The sequence below is a fragment of the Nonomuraea rosea genome, from assembly GCF_039539705.1.
Classification (GTDB): Bacteria; Actinomycetota; Actinomycetes; order Streptosporangiales; family Streptosporangiaceae; genus Nonomuraea; species Nonomuraea rosea.
The window spans coordinates 578,957-599,520 of sequence record NZ_BAABDQ010000003.1 but is presented as its reverse complement, the minus strand read 5'-3'; the positions used below and the strand labels follow the sequence as shown (position 1 = coordinate 599,520).

Annotated in this window: 16 protein-coding genes; 8 read left to right on the top strand and 8 right to left on the bottom strand. The window is 72.0% G+C overall.

All coding sequences use genetic code 11. The features are described 5' to 3' along the window. Nucleotides 1-58 precede the first annotated feature (58 nt). From ABEA43_RS10215 to ABEA43_RS10200, 4 genes are all read left to right on the top strand, one after another. A complete protein-coding gene (locus ABEA43_RS10215; protein ID WP_345560570.1) occupies nt 59-1,165 on the top strand; it encodes a YeiH family protein in 1,107 nt (368 codons plus the stop codon). Between the two features lie 106 nt (nt 1,166-1,271). Beyond that, nucleotides 1,272-2,210, top strand: coding sequence for a pseudouridine-5'-phosphate glycosidase (locus ABEA43_RS10210; protein WP_345560568.1), 939 nt, complete (start codon nt 1,272-1,274; stop codon nt 2,208-2,210). Then, complete coding sequence (locus ABEA43_RS10205; RefSeq protein ID WP_345560566.1) at nt 2,207-3,136, top strand: carbohydrate kinase family protein; 930 nt, start codon at nt 2,207-2,209, stop codon at nt 3,134-3,136. Before ABEA43_RS10210 ends, ABEA43_RS10205 begins: the two co-directional genes overlap by 4 nt. A gap of 83 nt (nt 3,137-3,219) precedes the next feature. Beyond that, nucleotides 3,220-5,727 (top strand): hypothetical protein, encoded by a 2,508-nt coding sequence (locus ABEA43_RS10200; RefSeq protein WP_345560564.1) that lies wholly within the window; start codon nt 3,220-3,222, stop codon nt 5,725-5,727. 271 nt (nt 5,728-5,998) lie between these two features. Here ABEA43_RS10200 and ABEA43_RS10195 read toward each other — a convergent pair whose 3' ends face one another. The 7 genes from ABEA43_RS10195 to ABEA43_RS10165 form a co-directional block, all read right to left on the bottom strand. Then, nucleotides 5,999-8,956, bottom strand: a complete 2,958-nt coding sequence (locus tag ABEA43_RS10195; protein ID WP_345560562.1) for a helix-turn-helix transcriptional regulator — start codon at nt 8,954-8,956, stop codon at nt 5,999-6,001. A gap of 63 nt (nt 8,957-9,019) precedes the next feature. After that, a complete protein-coding gene (locus ABEA43_RS10190) occupies nt 9,020-9,634 on the bottom strand; it encodes a nuclear transport factor 2 family protein (protein WP_345560560.1) in 615 nt (204 codons plus the stop codon). Nucleotides 9,635-9,664: 30 nt separating this feature from the next. Further along, nucleotides 9,665-10,099 (bottom strand): GNAT family N-acetyltransferase, encoded by a 435-nt coding sequence (locus ABEA43_RS10185; protein ID WP_345560559.1) that lies wholly within the window; start codon nt 10,097-10,099, stop codon nt 9,665-9,667. A 62-nt stretch (nt 10,100-10,161) separates the two neighbouring features. Continuing rightward, nucleotides 10,162-11,298 (bottom strand): acyl-CoA dehydrogenase family protein, encoded by a 1,137-nt coding sequence (locus tag ABEA43_RS10180; RefSeq protein ID WP_345560557.1) that lies wholly within the window; start codon nt 11,296-11,298, stop codon nt 10,162-10,164. A 1-nt stretch (nt 11,299) separates the two neighbouring features. Continuing rightward, nucleotides 11,300-12,205 (bottom strand): hydroxymethylglutaryl-CoA lyase, encoded by a 906-nt coding sequence (locus ABEA43_RS10175; protein ID WP_345560555.1) that lies wholly within the window; start codon nt 12,203-12,205, stop codon nt 11,300-11,302. Continuing rightward, nucleotides 12,205-14,214: an acetyl/propionyl/methylcrotonyl-CoA carboxylase subunit alpha gene (locus ABEA43_RS10170; protein WP_345560554.1), complete on the bottom strand. Its 2,010-nt coding sequence runs from the start codon at nt 14,212-14,214 to the stop codon at nt 12,205-12,207. The genes ABEA43_RS10175 and ABEA43_RS10170 overlap by 1 nt, the downstream gene beginning before the upstream one ends. Before the next feature lie 8 nt (nt 14,215-14,222). Beyond that, complete coding sequence (locus ABEA43_RS10165; RefSeq protein ID WP_345560551.1) at nt 14,223-15,791, bottom strand: carboxyl transferase domain-containing protein; 1,569 nt, start codon at nt 15,789-15,791, stop codon at nt 14,223-14,225. A gap of 61 nt (nt 15,792-15,852) precedes the next feature. Between ABEA43_RS10165 and ABEA43_RS10160 the strand changes: the two genes are divergently transcribed. The 4 genes from ABEA43_RS10160 (at nt 15,853) to ABEA43_RS10145 (ending at nt 18,970) form a co-directional block, all read left to right on the top strand. After that, nucleotides 15,853-16,449 carry an SACE_7040 family transcriptional regulator gene (locus ABEA43_RS10160; RefSeq protein WP_345560550.1) on the top strand — a complete coding sequence of 199 codons (597 nt, stop codon included), beginning with the start codon at nt 15,853-15,855 and terminating at the stop codon, nt 16,447-16,449. A gap of 86 nt (nt 16,450-16,535) precedes the next feature. After that, the gene (locus ABEA43_RS10155) at nt 16,536-17,135 is read left to right on the top strand and encodes a PadR family transcriptional regulator (RefSeq protein WP_345560548.1); all 600 of its coding nucleotides are present in this window, start codon (nt 16,536-16,538) and stop codon (nt 17,133-17,135) included. After that, on the top strand, nt 17,136-18,113 hold the full coding sequence (locus ABEA43_RS10150) for an ATP-binding cassette domain-containing protein (protein WP_345560547.1): 978 nt from the start codon (nt 17,136-17,138) through the stop codon (nt 18,111-18,113). A 2-nt stretch (nt 18,114-18,115) separates the two neighbouring features. Further along, the gene (locus tag ABEA43_RS10145; protein WP_345560546.1) at nt 18,116-18,970 is read left to right on the top strand and encodes an ABC transporter permease; all 855 of its coding nucleotides are present in this window, start codon (nt 18,116-18,118) and stop codon (nt 18,968-18,970) included. 106 nt (nt 18,971-19,076) lie between these two features. On the opposite strand, the gene ABEA43_RS10140 is transcribed toward ABEA43_RS10145, so the two are convergent. Next, entirely contained in the window at nt 19,077-20,426 is a 1,350-nt protein-coding gene (locus ABEA43_RS10140; protein ID WP_345560545.1) for a hypothetical protein, read from the bottom strand. Nucleotides 20,427-20,564: the final 138 nt, after the last annotated feature.

Below are 20,564 nucleotides of genomic sequence, written 5' to 3'. Positions count from 1 at the left end.
TGACCTCCCAGGCAAGGCGCGGCTACCGGGCCCGCCGAACCCCGGAAACACTGAGATCATGCCCCGCTCAGACCACCTGCCGGCCCTTGCGGCCCCTCTTCCGGTGATCCGCGACGTGCGGGCGGGTGCGGCACACGGCCCTTCCGCGGCGCCGGGGGTCGCGGCAGACGGCCCTTCCGCTGTGCCGGGGGCGGCACGCCGCCCTTCCGCGGTGCCGGGGGTGGCGGTCGCGGCGCTGGCGGTGGTCTTCGCGCTGCTCGTCAACCGCGTCGTCCCGGTGCTCAGCCCCGCCGTGATCGCCGTGTTCTCCGGCGCCGCGCTGGCCGCGCTGGCGGGCGTCGGCGAGCGGCTCAGGCCGGGCCTCGCGTTCGTCTCCAGGCGCGTGCTGCGGGTGGCGATCGCCCTGCTGGGCCTGCAGATCGCCGTGCCGCAGGTGCTGGCGCTGGGCTGGCAGACCCTGGCGATCGTGGCGGTCGCGACGGGGGTGACGTTCACGGTGACGCCGCGGATCGGCCGCCGGCTGGGCCTCAGCCGGGGCACGTCCCTGCTGATCGCCACGGGCGTGTCCATCTGCGGCGCGGCGGCCATCGCCGCCATGCGCGAGAGCACCGACGTCTCGGACGACGACGACGCGGCGAACGCCCTCAGCGTCGTCGTCCTCTACGGCACCGCCGCCATCGTGCTGGTGCCCCTGCTCGCGGCCTTCATGGGCCTCTCGCCCGCCCAGCTCGGCGTGTGGGCGGGCGCCGCCGTGCACGAGGTCGCCCAGGTGGCCGCGATCGGCGCGGCCTCGGGCGTGCTGGCCGGCGCGATCACGGTCAAGCTCGGCCGCGTCATCCTGCTCGCGCCGATCGTCGCCCTGACCTCTCATCGCCTGCGCCGCGACGCCGCGCCCCGTCATGGGGGGAGGCCGCCGATCGTGCCGCTGTTCGTGGCCGCGTTCCTGGCGATGGTGATCGTGCGCAGCACCGGGCAGGTCCCCGCGGTGGTGACGGACGCCGTGCCGCAGGTGACGAACGTCCTGATGGCGGCCGCCCTCTTCGGCCTGGGCACCGGCATCGACGTGCGGAAACTGGTCAAGGGCGGCCGTGCCGTACTGCTCGGCGGCATCGCCACGGGCATCATCGCGACCATCTCTCTGGCGGGCGTCGCCCTCCTCGTGTGATCCTCAGGTGGACGGCCGGGCGGGGAGGGCCGTAACCTGCTCCGTTCGGAACAAATTCCGCGAAACACGCCGTTCCCCCTAAGCAGGTCAGGACCACTCAAGGAGCATGAAACACACCATGCACAGCGCCACCGACTCCCTCCTCCAGCCGTCCGACGAGGTCGCCGCGGCCCTGGCCGACGGCTCGCCGGTGGTGGCGCTGGAATCGACGATCATCTCCCACGGGCTGCCGCAGCCGCGCAACCTGGAGGTGGCGCGGGAGCTGGAGGGCGTCGTACGGGCCGCGGGCGCCGTGCCGGCCACGATCGCGGTGCTGGACGGCGTGCCCCGCATCGGCCTGAACGAGCTGGAGCTGGAACGCATCGCCACCGAGCCCGGCCTGCGCAAGCTCGGCCAGCGGGACCTGCCCGTGGCGGCGGCGCTGAAGGCCAGCGGCGCGACCACCGTGTCGGCCACGTCGTTCCTGGCCGCCCGGGCCGGCATCCGCATCTTCGCCACCGGCGGGCTGGGCGGGGTCCACCGTGGCTGGACCGACGACCAGGACGAGTCCGCCGACCTCGACACGCTCGCCCGTACGCGCATCACGGTCGTCTGCGCCGGGGTGAAGTCGATCCTCGACGTGCCCGCGACCCTGCAGCGCCTGGAGACCAGGGGCGTGAGCGTGGCGGGCTACCGTACGAACGCCTTCCCCGGCTTCTACCTGCACTCCTCCGGCCAGCCGATCGACTGGCGGATCGAGTCGCCCGACGAGGCGGCGGCCATCATGCGCGGCCAGGACGCCCTCGGCGGTCAGGAGACCGCGCTGATCGTCGCCAACCCGGTCCCCGAAGATCAGCAGCTGGACCCCGAGCTGCACGACCGGGTGCTGCGCGAGGCGCTGGCCGCGGCCGAGCGCGAGGGCGTCAAGGGCCAGGCCATCACCCCGTTCCTGCTCGGCTACCTGGTCGACGGGACCGCGGGCGCCTCCCTGGAGGCGAACCTGGCCGCCGTCCGCGGCAACACCGCCCTGGCCGCCCAGATCGCCCTCTCGTGGGCCCGGTCGTGACCGACGGGGCTCTCCTCGTCATAGGCGACGCGGTCACCGATGTGGTGGCCTTGCATGGTTCGCCGGTCATGTCCGGCACCGACACGGCCGCCGACATCGTGCTCCGTCCAGGCGGCTCCGGCGCGAACACCGCCGCCTGGGCCGCTCACCTGGGCGCCGACGTGCGGCTGCTGACCAGGCTCGGCTACGACAGCAGCGAGTGGCACACCACCGAGCTGGTCAAGACGGGCGTGCGCCCGCACGTCACGGTGGATCCCGACCATCCCACCGCGGTCGTGATCGCGATGGTGGACAAGAGCGGCGAACGCTCGATGCTCACCAACCGCGGCGCGGGCGGCCTGATCTCCGACGCCGACTGGGACCCGTCCCTGCTCGACGGCGTCGGACGGCTCCATCTGTCCGGCTACATCCTGTTCGCCGAGCCGGGGCTGCGGCTGGCCAAGCTGGCCATGGCCGAGGCGGCGGCGGCAGGCGTCGCCGTCAGCATCGACCCGGCCTCCACCGGGCCGCTGCGCGACTTCGGAATTGAACGTTTCATCCGTGAATCGGCCGCCGCCGGCCTCATCATTCCGAACCTCGACGAGGCCCTCCTGCTCAGTGGGGCCACGAACGCGGAGCGGGCGGCCGTACTCTTGAGTGAGATGTATGGCACAGCGATCGTGAAGCTGGGATCACAGGGCGCGCTGGCCGCCGTGGGCGGCCAGGTGGTCGCCGTGGCGCCGGGCGTGTCCGCCGAGGTCGTGGACTCGACGGGAGCCGGCGACGCGTTCGCCGCCGGGTTCCTCACCGCGACTTTGCATGGTGTCAGTGAAGAGGCCGCTTTGCAGGCAGGTTGCCGTGCCGGTGCCGCATGTGTGGCCCAGGTGGGCGGTCGGCCACGGTACGGTTTTGATCTGAACCGTCTTTACCCTATTCACACTGATTGATAGCTTGCCGCGTAGGCTGCACCAATAGCCACATGCGTAACGGGCAGCACCACGCGGCTCACTGGGGAGGATAAGGTCCGCCGATGGAAGTCGAGTCATCGATCTGCCTGAGCGACCTAGTCCCTGCGTTGCGCTGGAGCCGCCCTCAGCAGGTGGCCGAGGTGCTGGGCGATCCGCGCCTGCCCGCGGGGTGGTGGTCCTCCCTGGCGCTGTCCAGGGCGCTCGGAACGGCCGGACTCGACTGGATCTGCGAGCGCCTGGCCCGGCTGGCCGCCACCCATTGGGACCACATGCCGCTGGCCGACCTGCTGCCCGCGCTGACGGTTCACCACATCGACCCGGCGCTGCCCGGCTGGCCGGACTCCACCCGCACGGCCATCGCCGGCCTCGGCGGCTGGCAGCGGCTGCGCCGCTTGGCCCCCGGCGACCTCAGCACCCCGTCCGCCACGCCTGAAGTGGTGCTCGGCTCGGTCTTCCGCGAGATCCTCGGCCGCATCCCGGCCCAGCGCGAGGCCCCCTCGGCCCACCCGGAGGTCACCAGGCCGCTGCAGCGGGGCGCGTCGTTCGCGGGCGAGGGCATCTCGACCAGGGGCACCGGCTCCTTCCCTGTCCAGAAGGAGTCGCAGAGCGGCCCCTTCGCCGCGCAGACCGGCGCCGGCCAGCAACCCGAAGGCGCACCGCGACCGCAGACCACCGGCCCGCTCGCGGCCCCGAGCCCACTCGCCGCCCAGGGCCCGCTCGCCGCGCAAGGCGACGGCCGCCCGCAGCGGCAGACCGGCTCGTTCCCCGCGCAACCGGAGAGCGGCGCCCAACGCGGGACCGGCGCGTTCCCCGCCCAGTCGCCCGAGCGCGCCCGCCAGACCGGCTCCTTCCCCGCAGTGCCGCCGAACAGCCCGGCACCCCCGAACACCTCAGTCCCCCCGAACAGCGCGGTGCCCCCGGGCGGCGGCGCAGTGCCTCCGGGCGGCGCGGTGCCGTCGAACGGCGCGGCCCCGCCGAACAGCTCGGTGCCCCCGAGCGGCCTCGGCCAGCGCCAGACCGGCTCGTTCCCCGCGCTCCCGCCGGACAACAGCCAGGGGGGTCCGCAGACGGGCTCGTTCCAGGCACAGCCGCACAGCGGTCCGTTCCCCGGGCAATCCCAGAACGGCGGCCCGCAACAGGGCCTGTCGGGCGAGGGCCTGCCGCAACGCCCGGCCCCCGGCCAGTCAGAACGCCTCCCACAGCGCCCCACCGGCCCGCAGCAGGGACGCCAGGACACCGGCGCCCCACCGCAGACAGGCTCGTTCCCCGCCATCCCCAGCTCAGGCGGCCCGCAGACAGGCTCGTTCCCGGCCGTCCCCGGCGCGGGTGGCCCGCAGACAGGCTCGTTCCCTGCGGTCCCCGGCGCGAGCGGCTCCAAGAGCGGCACCCCGGGCACACCCGGCTACCCGCTGCCCGTCCCCGGATCCACCGGCCCTGCGTCGTCCAGCTCCGTGCCCTCCCCCGCCCCGGCCTCGTCCGGCGCCGCCTCCGCCAGCCCCGTGCCTTCGGACACCGACCACGCCATGGTCCGGGTCGTGGACAACCTGTTCCGCAGCCTGGACAAGCTGGAGCTGGCGGTGGCGGTGCACCGGCTGTTCGCCGAGGACCCGGTCAGCCTGCGCACGCTGGCCCACAAGATGCTGGTGGAGAGGGAGGCGCTCTCCCACGCCCAGCGCACCGCCGAGGAGCGCATCCTGCACTGGCTCCGTTCGTCGGAGTCCGCGCCGGTCACGGGCCACATGTTCCGCCTGACCGAGTGGCTCGGCGCGGCGGCCACCGAAGACCAGCTCATCGGCGCCGACCCGGCCCACCCTGTGACGGTTCCCTCGTTGCGCACCCCGCTGTGGCGGGTGCTGGTGACGCTCATGCCCGACCGCCGCCTCCAGGACGGCTGGCTCGTGGTGGGCGACATCCACGGCCTCCAGGCCCGTACGCGCCAGCTCCTGGCCGCGAACTCCGCCGACGCCGACATGGTGGCGCTCATGACCGAGCTGGGCATCCGCGCCCACTCGGCGAAGGCGTGGCTCGACGTCCTGCCGCCCGAGACCGGCCCCGGCTCGGTGGACGAGGAGCCCTCCCCCGCGCTGCCCCTGCCGCGCCGCACGCCCGGCGCCAACGGCCACCACCACCGGGGCGGCCAGCCGATCCCGGCGGCCACGGCGAACTCGATCGATCCCTCGGCCGCGCTGGCCACGCTGTCGGCGCTGTCGGGCGGCCGCTCGGGCATGCCGGCCGGCAGCCTCGCCGGCACCCCGGCCACGCCGCCCGCGCCGCTCCCGAGCCCGTCCTCCGACCCGCGCCGCTGGCAGCGCATCGAGGTGACGCCCGAACACCTGAGGGGCGGCCCGGTGCCGGTCCCGGAGGGGTACGCCGCCCAGCTCGGCATGCGCCCCGGCACGCTGCTGTCGGTCACGGGCCCCGGCGACAACGCCATCGTCCTGGTCTGGCAGGGCCACCAGCCGGTGTTCGACTCGCTCCAGCCGGTCCTCATGCGCCTGAACGCCCGCCCAGGCGACCAGGTCTACGTCACCGTGGACGGCTACCGCCTGGAAGCCCAGCTAACCGGCTGACCCGAACCCCCACACCGGCGAACGGCATGATGCCCCAGCCGGGCGATCGTGGGTCCCGGTCGGGCGGTCCAGGGTTCAGCGGCCGGACGGTCAAGAAGGCGCACGTAACGGCGCCCGGCCACGCGGCGGTCAGCGGGCGTTTCCCTGGAGGCGACCGGCCACGGTCGGCGAGTGGCGGCCCACTTGGCCCCGCCGTAACGGAGAGGGCTTGAAAGGCCGCACCGTAACGGCGGGGGCGCAAAGGCACGGCCGGATAGAGGCTTGAAAGGTGCTACTCGAAGAGGCTGAGGCGGTGGGCGGTGGCCGCGGCCTCGCCGCGGGTGGCGACGCCGAGCTTGGCCAGGATGTTGGAGACGTGCACGCTCACCGTCTTGACCGAGATGAACAGCACCTCGGCGATCTCCCTGTTGCTCCGCCCGCTGGTGACCTCACGCAGCACCTCCAGCTCCCGAGCCGTCAGCCCCAGCGGCAACCCGCCCGCCGTCTCCTCCGGCCCGCCACCGCCGCCGATCCTGGCGCGCCGTCCGAACACGTCGAGCTGCTCCAGCAACGCCGTCGCCCCGAGCGGCCCGGCGAGCTCCTTCGCCCGGGCCAGCCGCACCGCCGCCCCCTGCCGATCACCGGCCGCGAGCGCCGCCTGGGCGGCACCCACCAGGCACTGCGCCTCCGCGTACGGCTGCCGCAGCGCGGCCCACGCCTCCACCGCCTGCTCCCACGCCTTGACCTGCCAAGCCGCCGACTCGGCCCCACCAGAGACGGCGGGCTCGGGGCCGGTCACCGCGGCGAACGTGAGCCGCTGCGCCTCCTGCAGATCGCCCTCGGCCTCCAGCTCCCGCGCCAGCTCTCGCAGCCGTCCCAGCAGCGCCGCGCCAAGCTGCGCGAGCGCCGCCCCAAAAGGCGCGGACGGCGCGCCGGGCGGCGCCACGGTCACCATGAGCCGGGCGAAGATCACCAGCAGCGGCCACGAGTAACGCGGGCTGGCCCGCAGGTCCTGCCCCTCCATGACCCGCGCCGCCGCCTCCACCGCGCTCTTCGTCTCCCCCCGCGCCCACAGCAGCGTCACCTCCCTGCCCAGATGCGGCAGCACCGTCTGGTCCCGGTAGGTCCCCCGCGACAGCACGCTGCGCGAGGAGTCGAGCAGCCGCTCCGCCCGGTCGAACTGCCCGCGGGCGAGCGCGATGTCCGTGGCGAACCCCTGCAGGCTCGCCCGGTAGGGCGCGGGCGGCGCGAGGTCGAGCGCGTGCTCGACCACCTCCAGCGCCTCGTCCCACCGCCCCAGCGACACCAGCGGCTCGGCCAGGTTGATCGACAGGAACGTGCCCGACGTGCGCGCCAGCCCGTAGTGCTCCGCCTCCGCGATGCCCTCGCGGGCGACCAGCGCGGCCCGCTCGTGCCAGCCCGCCCCTTCGAGCGCGTCGGACTCGGAGATGGCGCAGCGCATCACCGCGTTGTACGCCTCCCCCTCGGCGGCGATGCGCCGGGCCTCGGCGAACGCGCCGAGCTGCGACTCCATCTCCGAGTAGCGGCAGCGCGCCCAGGTGAGGCTGATCAGCGCGTGGGCCTCGACGTTGGCGTCGCCCACCTCGTGGCCGATCTCCATGGCGAGCTGAGCCGTGGCGATCTTCTCCCGCCAGTCCTCCGGCTGGTGGAGCATCCTGGACAGGCTCTCCAGGACCTGGCCGCGCACCTTGCTCGGCTTGTCGGCGGGGGCCAGCTCGGCCGCCCTGCGCAGGTCGTCGACGTAGCCGGGGCGGCCCAGGTCGTAGCGGGTCAGGCCGCGCTGGCGCAGCATGCGGGCCGACCTGATCGGGTCGGCTTCGTGGTCGAGCTCGTCGAGGGCGGCGCTGGCCAGGGCGATGGAGCGCTCGTATTCGCCGGCGAGGTGGGCGACCGTGGCGGTCTGCCGCAGCACGCTGAGGCGGTCGCCGCCGATGCGCTCGCCCGCGTCGGGCACCTGGTCCCACAGCTCCAGCACTCTGGACAGCATCCTGAGCTGCTCGTCGTAGGCGGTGGAGGTGCGGGCGGCGGCGGCCGCCCGCCAGGCGCTGACCAGGGCCCAGGTGGAGTCGTGGGCGGAGTGCCAGTGGTGGGCCAGCTCGATCGCGCCGCGCGGGGCGGGCAGGATCGACAGGTCGCGTTCGAGCGCCTCGGCGAAGCGGGTGTGGAGGCGGGTGTGCTCGCCGGGCAGCAGGTCGTCGTGGAGCGCCTCGCGGATGAGCGCGTGCCTGAAGGCGTAGCCCTCGCCGTCGACGACCAGCACGTTGCCGGCCACGGCGGGCCGCAGCGCGCGGGAGAGCGCGTTGTCGTCGAGCCCGGCGACGGCGCTGAGCAGGTCGTGCTCGATGCGCTGGCCGCCGGCGCTGGCCACCCGCAGCAGCTCCTGCGTCTCGTCGGGCAGCCGCTCGACGCTGGCGAGCAGCAGGTCGCGCAGCGACTCCGGCAGCGCGTCGTCGCCGCCCGCGTCGTTGAGCAGCGCCTCGACGAACAGCGGGTTGCCCTCGCTGCGCGCGTAGATGAGGTCCATGGTGGCGGGGGACGGCTCGCGCTCCAGGATGCTGGCCGCCTGCGCGACGGCCTCCCTGCGGGTCAGCCTGCGCAGCTCGGCCCTGGTCACCCACTCGATCCGGCCCAGCTCGGCGAGCAGGGGCCGCAGCGGGTGGGTGCGGTGCAGCTCGTCGGTGCGGTAGGTGACGACGGTGAGCAGGCGGCCGGCCGTGCGCTGGTAGCGGACCAGGAAGGACAGCAGGTCGCGGGTGGAGCGGTCGGCCCAGTGGGCGTCCTCGACGACGAGCAGCACGGGACGCTCTTCCGCCAGCCGCTCCAGCAGCCCGAGCACCTGCTCGAACAGCCGGGCCCTGGCCTCCGCGCCCTCCTTGTCGGGCTCGCCGAACTCCGGCAGCAGCCGCGCCAGGCCGCGCGTGGTGCCTCCGGGCACGAGCGCCGCGACCCCGTCGCGGCCCAGCTCGCGCACGAGCCCGCGCAGCACGGCGGTGAACGGCGCGAACGGCAGACCTTCCGTGCCCAGCTCCAGGCAGCCGCCGACGAGCACCATGGCGTCGTGGGCGCGCTCGGTGAACTCCTTGATCAGCCGTGTCTTGCCCACCCCCGCCTCGCCGCCGACGAGCACGGTGGACGACGCCCCGGCACGCGCCCGCACCAGGGCGTCGCCGAGAGCGGACAGCTCGCGGGCACGCCCGACGAACAAGGGGCTCACGGCATGGATACTCACGCACCCAAGGATGCCATCCGGTGGTGACAGAAACGTCCGCCCGCGTCGCCCGGCAGGCGTCGCTCAGGCGGGTTCGCCAGGGCGGGGCGACCCCGCCAGCCAGGCTGCGCCCTCGGCGTAAAGCTGTTCGACGGCCGCTCCGGTCAGTCCCGGCAGGCCGGGCTTGACGGCGAACCCCAGCTTGGTCTGCAGGTAGCCCAGATGGCGGTAGCCGTCGGGGAAGCGGCCGAGCAGCCCGGGATCGAGCCGGAGCGAGGCGGCCGGGTCGACGACGTCGATGCGGTCCTTCTCGTAGATGGGCTGGCGCCGCACGATCAGCCAGTCCTCGTCGCGGCGGGCCAGGAAGTCGTAGAACCGGCCGGTGCACACCACGTCGGCCAGGATGCCGTCGACCTCGGCCCGCTGGCTGATCGTCATCTTGGTCTGAGCGACCGCGCGGTCACCGGCGACGTCGCTGGTGTGACCGCCCAGGAAGTGCAGAATGCTGACGCCGTTCTCGAAGCCCTTCCTGCTGGCGGCGATGAAGTCGGCGGCCGGGCCCTGGAACCACGTCGCGCTCATCCAGCCGTCCGGGTGCCAGACCGTGGCGAACCGCTCCCAGTCGCCGGCGTCCCGCCACAGCGCCCAGTTCTCGACGACCCGCCTGATCTCGATCCGGTCCGCGCCGACAGTCGTCATCGCCATGCCTTTCAGGGGGAGGGTCTTCAGCTAGCGCAGGACCTTGCGGAAGAACGTGGCAGAGGCCTCATATCCGAGCGCATGGTAGAACTCCGGCGCCCGGCGCGTCGCCATGGCCACGTAGCGGGCCTCACGAGTGCGGGCCCACCGCTCGAACTCCTCCAGCAGCGCCCGCCCGATCCCCTGCCTGCGCGACCCGGACCCGACCATCGCCTCCTCCACCCAGGCGACCGGCCCGTTCGCGAAGAGCGTCAGGTGCACGAACCCCAGCAGGTAGCCGTGGATGTGCCCGTTGATGACGGCCGTGAGCAGCAGGGCGTCCTCGTTCGCCAGCAGCTCGGGCAGCGCGGCGTCGAAGGCCTCACGCTCCGGCCTGAATGTCAGCCCGAACTCGCGTGCCAGCGCGAACACCTCGTCCGCGTCCGCCTTCTCCGCCTTCCTGATGAGAAGATCGTCAACCGTCATGCTTGATGACACTAGATCGTGCCCCGTTCCTCACGCAAACACCTCCTCCGCTCATCTGATCGTCAGAGGTCGCCGAGCCCGAGCTGCCGGGCGATGAGCATGCGCTGCACCTCGCTCGTCCCCTCCCCAATCTCCAGGATCTTGGCGTCGCGGTAGAAGCGCCCGACGGGGAACTCGTTCATGAACCCGTACCCGCCGAACACCTGCGTCGCGTCGCGCGCGTTGTCCATGGCCGCGTTGGAGGAGACCAGCTTGGCGATCGCCGCCTCCTTCTTGAACGGCAGCCCCGCCAGCAGTCTCTCGGCCGCGTGGTAGTAGGCCAGCCGGGCCGTGTGCGCCCGCACCTCCATGTCGGCGACCTTGAACTGGATGGCCTGGTAGTGGCCGATCGGGTGGCCGAACGCCTTCCTGTCCCTGACGTACTTCAGGCACTCGTCCACGCACCCCTGCGCCAGGCCCACGCTGAGTGCGGCGATCGCGATGCGGCCCTCGTCGAGCGTCTGCAGGAACTGGGCGTAGCCGCGGCCGCGCTCGCCCAGCAGGTTCGCGGCGGGGACGCGGCAGTCGGAGAAGGACAGCTCGCGGGTGTCGGAGGCGTTCCAGCCGACCTTGGAGTACTTCTTCGACACCGTGAACCCCGGTGTGCCGCTCGGCACGAGGATCGTGGAGATCTCCCTGTCGCCGGTGAGCGCGGCCACGCCGACGACGGCGGTGATGTCGGTGCCGGAGTTGGTGATGAACGCCTTCGTCCCGTTGAGCACCCATTCGGCGCCGTCGAGCACGGCCGTGGTGCGCATCCCGCCCGGCACGTCGGTCCCGCCGCCCGGCTCGGTGAGCCCGAACGCGCCCAGCTCCGCCCCCGAGGTCAACCTGGGCAGCCAGTGCTCGCGCTGCTCGCCGGTGCCGAACCTGAAGATCGGCATCGCGCCCAGCGACACGGCGGCCTCCAGCGTGATCGACACGCTGGAGTCGACGCGGGCCAGCTCCTCCAGGGCCACGCAGAGGGCGAAGTAGTCGCCGCCCATCCCGCCGTACTCCTCCGGGAACGGCAGCCCGAACAGGCCCATGGCGCCCATCTGCCGGACGATGTCGTACGGGAACTCCTCGCGCTCGTAGAAGCCGCCGATCACCGGCGCCACCACGTCGCGGGCGAACGCCCCGACCGTCTTGCGCAACTCTTCGTACTCGTCTTTGAGCATGTCAGCCTTTCGACAGCGCCTGCACGACGCGGGATGGGCTGGGCCGGCCGAGCAGCTCCGCCAGCCAGGTGCTGGTGGACACGAGCTTGCCCAGGTCGAGCCCCGTCTCGATGCCGAGGCCGCGCAACATCCAGACCAGGTCCTCCGTGGCCAGGTTCCCGGTCGCGGACTCGGCGTAGGGGCAGCCGCCGATGCCGCCCGTGGAGGCGTCGACCGTGGTCACGCCCGCCTTGAGCGCGGCCAGCGTGTTGCCGAGCGCCTGGCCGTAGGTGTCGTGGAAGTGCACGGCGAGCCGTTCGGGCGTGCGGAAGGCCCTGATCAGGGCCGTGACGTGGCCCGGCGTGCCGACGCCGATCGTGTCGCCGAGCGAGAGCTGGTAGCAGCCGAGCCCGAGCAGCCGCTCCCCGACCGCCACCACCTGCGGGATCGGCGTCGGCCCCTCCCAGGGGTCGCCGAAGCACATCGACACGTACGCCCGCACCTTGACGCCGTTGTCCAGCGCCCTGGCCACCACCGGCTCGAACATCTCGAACTGGCTCTCCAGGCTCCTGTTCAGGTTCTTGGCCGCGAACGTCTCCGTGGCGCTGGCGAAGATCGCGATCTCGGCCACGTCCAGTTCGAGCGCCCGGTCGAGGCCGCGCAGGTTCGGGACGAGGACGGGGTAGCGGACGCCCGGCCTCCTGTGCAGCCTGGTGAGCAGCTCGCGGGCGTCGGCGAGCTGCGGCACCCACTTCGGGTGGACGAAGCTGGTCGCCTCGATCACCTTGTGCCCCGCGTCGGCGAGCCGGTCGATGAACGCGGCCTTCACCTCGACGGGGATGACCGAGGACTCGTTCTGCAGCCCGTCACGCGGCCCGACCTCGTAGATCGTGACCTGCTGGGGAAGACCTTCCATGGGGTACGGCATCACGCCTCCTCGCTGGTGACGACGGCCAGGACGGCGTCCATGTCGACCGGCTGGCCCGGCTTGACGGGCAGCTCCGACACCACGCCGTCGCGCGGGGCGGTGACCGTGTGCTCCATCTTCATCGCCTCGACGATGACCAGCGGCTGCCCCTCGCTCACCCGTTCGCCCGGCTGCGCCTTGACGACCAGGACCGTGCCGGGCATGGGGCTCCTGACCACGCCGTCGCCCGCCGCCGCGGCCCCGGGCCGGTCGCCAGGGTCGCCGATGAGGTGGCGGGTCAGCGCCCAGGAGCCGCCGTCCCTGCCCAGCCAGAGCGTGTCGCCCTGGCGGGCGTGCAGGTAGTGGCCGGTACGTCCGCCGATCGTGACGGCGAGGCCGGTGCCGTCCGTCCGGATGGCGGCGGGGACGTCGCGCCCGTCGATCCGCACCTCGGCCGACTCCGCGGGCAGGCCGCGGACCTGGACCGCGTGCACGCCGTCCCTGGACTCCAGCCGCCACGTCGTCCACGCGGACTCGCCCAGCCGCCACCCGTCCGCGATCTCCCACGGATCCCCGTTCCCGGGGCCCTGGGCCGCGGCGTGGAAGACGAGGGCCGCCGCGGCGAGCACCTCGTCCGGCACGCCCGCGCCGGGGACGAGCTCGGGCAGGACCCGTTCGACCAGGCCGGTGTCCAGCTCGCCCGCCACGACGGCGGGATGCGCGGCGAGCGCGCGCAGGAACGGGATGTTGGTGACCACGCCCAGCACGGCCGTGCTGGCCAGCGCGCCGTCGAGCGCGCGCAGGGCGGCGTCCCGGTCGGGCGCCCAGGCGATGACCTTGGACAGCATCGGGTCGAACTCGCTGCCGACCACACCGCCCTCGGCCAGCCCGGAGTCCACCCGCACGACGGTGCCCGCGGCGGGGTTCGGGTGCGTGGTCGCGGGCTCGCGCAGGACGAGGACGCGACCGCCGCTGGGCAGGAAGCCGCGCGCCGGGTCCTCGGCGTAGACGCGCGCCTCCACGGCGTGGCCGCCGAGCCGCACGTCGTCCTGCCCGAACCCCAGCCGCTCCCCCGCCGCCACCCGCAACTGCAGCTCCACCAGGTCGAGGCCGGTGACGAGCTCGGTCACCGGATGCTCGACCTGCAAGCGCGTGTTCATCTCCATGAAGTGGTAGGCCCCGGTGCCGCCGTCCACGATGAACTCGACGGTGCCCGCCCCCACGTACCCCACCGCGCGGGCGGCCTCCACCGCCGCCGCCCCCATGCGGGCGCGCGTCTCGGGGGTGACGAAGGGGGACGGCGCCTCCTCGATGATCTTCTGGTGCCTGCGCTGCAGGCTGCACTCGCGCTCGCCGAGGTGCACGAGGTTCCCGTGCGCGTCGGCGAGGACCTGGATCTCGATGTGGCGCGGGTTCTCGACGTAGCGCTCGATCAGCAGCGTCGCGTCCCCGAACGCCGCCCGTGCCGTACGCCTGCCCGACTCGATCGCGTCGGGCAGCTCGGCGGCCGACCGTACCAGCACCATGCCCTTGCCGCCGCCACCGGCGGACGGCTTGATCAGCGCGGGGAAGTCGCGCCAGTCCGCGATCGCGTCGCCGGGCTCGGCGCCGCCGGGGACCACCGGCACGCCCGCGGCCGACACGGCGGCCTTGGCCCGGATCTTGTCGCCCATCGCCTCGATGGCCGCGGCCGGCGGGCCGACGAACACCAGCCCGGCCTCCGCGCACCGCCGCGCGAACTCGGCGTTCTCCGCCAGAAACCCATAACCAGGATGTACGGCCTCCGCCCCCGCATCCCGAGCCGCCCCCACAATCGCCTCAATATCCAAATATTTCGGCACCTGGAGAGCTATGTCGGCTTCCATCACGTGCCGCGCGCCCGCGTCGGACGCCGTGTGCACGGCCACCGACGTGATGCCGAGCCCGCGCAGCGTGCGGATGATCCGTACGGCGATCTCGCCCCTGTTGGCGATCAGCACACGGCCGAACCGCGCTGCTCCCGGCGGTGCGGCGCTTCTCGCGTTCTCCATGGGTTCGCTCACATCCGGAAGACGCCGTAACCGGCGGGCTCGAGCGGGGCGTTGGCCGCCGCGGACAGCGCCAGGCCCAGGACCGTGCGGGTGTCGATCGGATCGATCACCCCGTCGTCCCAGAGCCTGGCCGTGGAGTAGTACGGGTTGCCCTGGTGCTCGTACTGGGCCCTGATCGCGCCGGCGTCGGCGTTGCCGACCGTGGTGAGGACGTTCGCGGCCTGTTCGCCGCCCATGACCGAGATGCGGGCGTTCGGCCACATCCACAGGAACCTGGGCGAGTACGCCCGTCCGGCCATCGCGTAGTTGCCCGCGCCGAACGACCCGCCGATCACCACCGTGAACTTGGGCACCCGCGCACACGAGACGGCCGTGACCATCTTGGCCCCGTGCTTGGCGATGCCGCCCGCCTCGTAGGCCTTGCCGACCATGAACCCGCTGATGTTCTGCAGGAACACCAGGGGGATCCGCCGCTGGTCGCACAGCTCGATGAAGTGCGCGCCCTTCAGGGCGGACTCGCTGAACAGGATGCCGTTGTTCGCCACGATCCCCACCGGATGCCCATGGACGTGGGCGAACCCGGTCACGAGGGTCGAGCCGTACTCGGCCTTGAACTCCAGGAAGCGCGACCCGTCCACGATCCTGGCGATCGCCTCGCGCACGTCGTACGGCTGGCGGGTGTCGGCGGGCACGATCCCGTACAGGTCGCGCGGGTCGTACAGGGGCGGCTCGGACTTGACGGTCTCCCAGGGCCGCTCGGCGCGCGGGGCCAGCGTGGAGACGATGTCGCGGACGATGGCCAGCGCGTGCGCGTCGTCCTCGGCCAGGTGGTCGGTGACGCCGCTGACGCGCGCGTGCAGGTCGCCGCCGCCCAGCTCCTCGGCCGTGACCTCCTCGCCGGTGGCCGCCTTCACCAGGGGCGGGCCGCCCAGGAAGATCGTGCCCTGACCGCGTACGATCACCGCCTCGTCGCTCATCGCGGGCACGTAGGCGCCGCCCGCGGTGCAGGAGCCGAGCACGGCGGCGATCTGGGGGATGCCCCGCGCCGACATCGTGGCCTGGTTGTAGAAGATCCGGCCGAAGTGCTCGCGGTCCGGGAACACCTCGTCCTGCCTGGGCAGGAACGCGCCGCCGGAGTCGACCAGGTAGACGCACGGCAGGCGGTTGTGCAGGGCCACCTCCTGCGCGCGCAGGTGCTTCTTGACCGTGAGCGGATAGTAGGTGCCGCCCTTGACGGTGGCGTCGTTGGCGACGATCACGCATTCGCGGCCCGAGACCCGGCCGATGCCCGTGATGATCCCGGCGGCCGGCGCCTGGTCGTCGTAAAGGCCGTTCGCGGCCAGCGGCGACAGCTCCAGGAAGCGGGAGCCCGGGTCGAGCAGGCCGTCGACGCGGTCGCGCGGCAGGAGCTTGCCCCGCTCGACGTGCCGCAGCCGCGACCGCTCGGGGCCGCCGAGCGCGGCGACGGCCAGGCGTTCGAGCAGCTCGGCCGCGAGCCGCTCGTTGAGCTCGGCGTTGCGCTTGTACGCCGCGCCGCCGGGCTCCGCGGCCGACTTCACCACCGGCCAGTCGCTCATGAGTCCCCTCTCATGGCTCGGATGTTAGTCATCATTAACGTAGTCGTCTAGCATGTGAGACGTGACCACCGTCTCTGCACCTACCCGCGATCGCGGCAACCGGCGCACGGAAATCCTGGCGGCGGCCGCCACGCTGTTCGCCGCACGCGGCTTCCACGGCGTCTCGATCGAGGACATCGGCGGCGCGGTCGGCGTTTCAGGCCCGGCCCTCTACCGCCACTTCAGCGGCAAGGACGCGCTGCTCGCCGAGATGCTGCTGGACATCAGCTCGCGGCTGCGCGAGTCGGCCGTCGCGGTGGCCACGTCCGCCCCGGGCCCGCAGGAGACGCTGGACACGCTGCTCAACGTGCAGATCACGTTCGCGATCGAGCAGCCGGCGCTGATCACGGTGCACGACAGGGAGCTGGGCAACGTGCCCGAGCCGGGACGGCGGCAGATCAGGCGGCTGCAGCGCCTCTACGTCGAGGAATGGGTGACCGTGCTGGCCGAGCTGCACCCCGCCTGCCCGGCCGCGCGCCTGCGCGCCGCGACCCACGCCGTCTTCGGGCTGCTCAACTCGACGCCGCACAGCGCGGGCGAGCTCGCCGGCAAGGACATGCGGCCGCTGCTGCACGCGATGGCGCGGGCGGCTATCGACGCCGCTGTTAGCGCTCGCTAACATTCGGCTTCCTTCGTCGGAGAGCCTTCCCGTCTCAACTATCTAGATATATCGTCAAAATATCTCGATAGTTGAGGAGCTTCGTCATGCGCGAGCCCGACTTCTGGGACGCCCCGCCGCCCCCTCCACCGCCCCCTCTTCCCCCGGGCCCCGGCCCGTTCCCGCCGATGGCGGAGGCCCCTCCGATGCCGGGAGCTCCCCCGATGCCGGAGTTCGGGATGTTCGTCCACTGGGAGACGCCCCCGCCGAGGGTCCGCCGCGGCGACGTAAGAGCGGCCCTGCTGGCCCTGCTCCACGAGGGGCCGCAGAACGGCTACCAGATGATCCAGGGCATCGAGGAGCGCAGCCGCGGCGTGTGGCGGCCCAGCCCCGGCTCGGTCTATCCGGCGCTCCAGCAGCTCGAGGACGAGGACCTGGTGACCGGCGACGAATCCGGCGGAAGCCGTACGTACCGCCTGACCGAGCAGGGCCGGCCGCATGCGGCCAGGCACGCCGACGAGGCGCCGTGGGAAGAGGTCGCACGAAGCGTCCCCGACGACCACCACGAGCTGCGCCTGCTCTGGGCCCAGCTCAACGAGGCGTTCTCCCACCTGGTGCGCACGGGCGGAGACCGTCAGGTGGCCGAGGCCAAGAAACTGATCAAGCAGACGCGCAAATCCATCTTCCGGATCCTGGCGGAGGACTGAATGGGCGAGGACGCGGCCGTCGCCGTGCACGGGTTAAGGAAGACGTACGGGAAGATCGAGGCCGTCAAGGGCGTGGAGCTCGAGGTCCGCCCCGGCGAGGTGTTCGGCTTCCTCGGCCCCAACGGCGCCGGCAAGACCACCACGATCAGCATGCTGTGCACCCTGGTCAACCCGACCGGCGGCAGCGCCACGGTCGCCGGGCACGACGTCGTCAGGGAACGCGACGAGGTGCGCAGGAACATCGGCCTGGTCTTCCAGGACCCGACCCTCGACGGCTATCTCAGCGCCGAGCAGAACCTGCGCTTCCACGCCGAGCTCTACGGCGTGCCCAAGAGCGTGGTCGGCGACCGGATCCGGCAGGTGATGGAGATGGTCGCGCTGTGGGACCGCAAGGACGCCAAGGTGATGACCTTCTCCGGGGGCATGAAGCGCCGCCTGGAGATCGCCCGCGGCCTGCTGCACTCGCCGCGCGTGCTGTTCCTCGACGAGCCGACCGTCGGTCTCGACCCGCAGACCCGCTCGGCCATCTGGGGCTACATCAACCAGCTCCGGCGCATGGAGGACATCACCATCTTCATGACCACCCACTACATGGACGAGGCCGAGTACTGCGACAGGATCGCCATCATCGACCACGGCGAGATCGTGGTCATCGACTCGCCGGAGGCGCTCAAGGCCAGCGTCGGCAAGGACCGGGTGCAGATCCAGACCGCCGACGACACCGCCGCGATCAAGGCGCTGAAGGAGCGGTTCGGGCTGGAGGCGGCCGTGCACGAGGGCGCGGTGACGTTCGCGGTGGCCTCGGGCGAGGAGTTCGTGCCCCGTCTGTTCGCCGAGCTGGGCATGCCGATCAAGTCGGTCAGCGTCTCCAGGCCCTCGCTCGACGACGTGTTCATGTCCTACACCGGCTCCACGATCCGCGACGCCGAGTCCGGCGCCGACAACCTGACGTGGATGAGAGCGATGGCGAGGCGATAGTCATGGCGACAGAGGCCATCAGCGTCCGGGTGCCGGTTCGCAGCGCCGGTCACGACGTCCGGGCCGTCAAGGTCGTGCTCCATCGGGAGCTGCTGCGCTTCGTCAACGACCGCACCCGCATGCTGTCCATGCTGATGCAGCCGGTGCTGTGGCTGTTCATCATGGGCACGGGGCTGGGCTCGCTGGTGCAGGGGTCGATCCCGGGGGTGGACTACCGGACGTTCATGTATCCCGGCATGATCTCCATGACCGTGATCATGACCGGCATGTTCTCCGCGGGGTCCATCGTGTGGGACCGCGAGTTCGGCTTCCTCAGGGAGATGCTCGTCGCGCCGGTCTCACGGGGCGCGATCGTGGTCGGCAAGTGCCTGGGCGGCGCCATCGTGGCCACCGGGCAGGGCGTCGTCATCCTCGCCATGGCGGGGCTGGTGGGCGTGCCCTACTCGCCGACGCTGTTCGTCACGCTGCTGGCGGAGATGTTCCTGGCGGCGTTCACGATCACCGCGTTCGGGGTGATGCTGGCGGCGCGGATGAAGAACATGCAGACCTTCTTCGGGCTCATGCAGATGGCGATCATGCCGATGATGTTCCTGTCGGGGGCGATGTTCCCGCTGGCCAACCTGCCGTCGTGGCTGCACGTGCTCACCGTGGTCAACCCGATGACGTACGCGGTGGACCCGATGCGGCAGGCGGTGTTCTCGCACCTGGACGTGCCCGCCCAGGTCAACGCGGTGCTGAACCCCGGGGTGATGTGGTTCGACTTCAAGGTGCCGGTGCCGCTGGAGCTGGGCATCGTGGCGGCGCTGGGGGCCGCGCTGCTGGGGGTGGGGATCGCGCAGTTCAGGCGCTCGGAATAGGACTGGTTTTCGCATCCGACTGCAAGCGATCACCTAGCCCGGCTGAGGCCGTACAAAAGGAGAGGCCCGGGGTGGTGTCCCCCGGGCCTGTTCCCGCGTCAGATGGTCAGCGCTTCACGCGGACGTAGTCACGCCCGCTGGTGTCGCCGTAGGTGTCGTCGTCACCGCTGAACACGAACTTCCAGTGACCCGACTTCCAGGCCTTGACCCTGGTGTAGAGACGCCCGCTGTCGCTCGACGTGGTCGTCTTCACGTACTGCCACTTCCTCGAGTGCAGCGGCTTGAAGTACAGCGCCACGCGGCCCGAGTAGCCCTCCCACGAGCCGTCGTCGTCGATCTGCAGCCAGCCCTTGACCTTCAGGTACCTGCCGCGCTTGACCGGCTCGGGATAGGCGTTGATCTTGATCACCCTGGTGTCCGCCTTGTCCGCCTCGGGCGGCGGGGCGGGCTGGTTGACCTTGACCCAGTCGGCGTCGCTGACGGCGCCGTTGACGCCGGACGCGCCCGCGAACTCCGCGCGCCACCAGCCGGAGGTCGCCGCGGTGGCGGAGGCCCAGAAGCGCCCGTGCCGGCCGGTCACGTCACTGGTGACGTACTCCCACCTGCGCGAGCCGTCGGCCCTGAAGAAGATGCCCACGCGCTGCCCGGCGAGGCCGTCACGGCCCTCGACGCGCAGGGCGCCGGTGAAGGTCAGCCTGTCGCCCTTGTCCACGGGCTCGGGGCGGGCGTCGAAGTCGACGATCCTGCTGCCGAGGCTCCCGCGCTTGACGTCCACCCGGTCGGCGTCGCTGACGGAGGCCGCCGCGGTGGAGCTGCGTGCGAACTCGGCCCGCCACCAGCCGGTGGCGTTCGCGCGGACGGTGGCGCTGAACCAGCCGCCGCGGCCGGTCGTCACCTTGGTGACGTCACGGTAGGTGTCGGAGCCGCGCTCGCGGAAGGTGATCGCGACGCTCTGGCCCTCGTAGCCCTTGCCGTCGGCCAGGAGCCGGCCGGAGGCCTTGATCGCGTCGCCCTTGTCGACCAGGTCCGGGCTGGCGTCGAAGTCGACGATCTTGGTCGCGAGCGCCTTGGCGACCTCGAACGTGCCGGACGTGGACTTGTCCCCGTCACCATGCGCGGTGGCGCGGAAGCCCCACTTGCCGTCGAGCTTGCCGTCGAAGGACTTGGTGCCGGTCCACTTCGTCCATTCGCCGGCCGGCGAAGGAGTGAGGTCGACCGGGCTCTCGACGCTCAGGCCGGGCGGCTTGAGCTGCAGCTCGCCCTTGCCCGCGTCCTTGGTGGTGAAGCTGAACGTGACGGTGACCGCGCTGTCGAACACGACGATCGGTGAAGCCGGGCTGATGCTCACATCGGAGATGCTGGGAGCCGCGGCCGCGGTCGCGGCGGTGGGCGGCAGAGCCAGGACGCCTGCACCCAGCGCGAGGGCGAGTGCGGCGACACGAATGCGTTGTAACATGCGGGTTCCTTTCTGGAGACCCCATTGGTCCAACGCGGCATTTGAGGGTGCCACGTGTGTCATATAAGTAGACGTGCACGCGGCCGATAAGGTTGAGATTCTGACAAACCGTTATAGCTGGGTGTCAAACGGACCGGT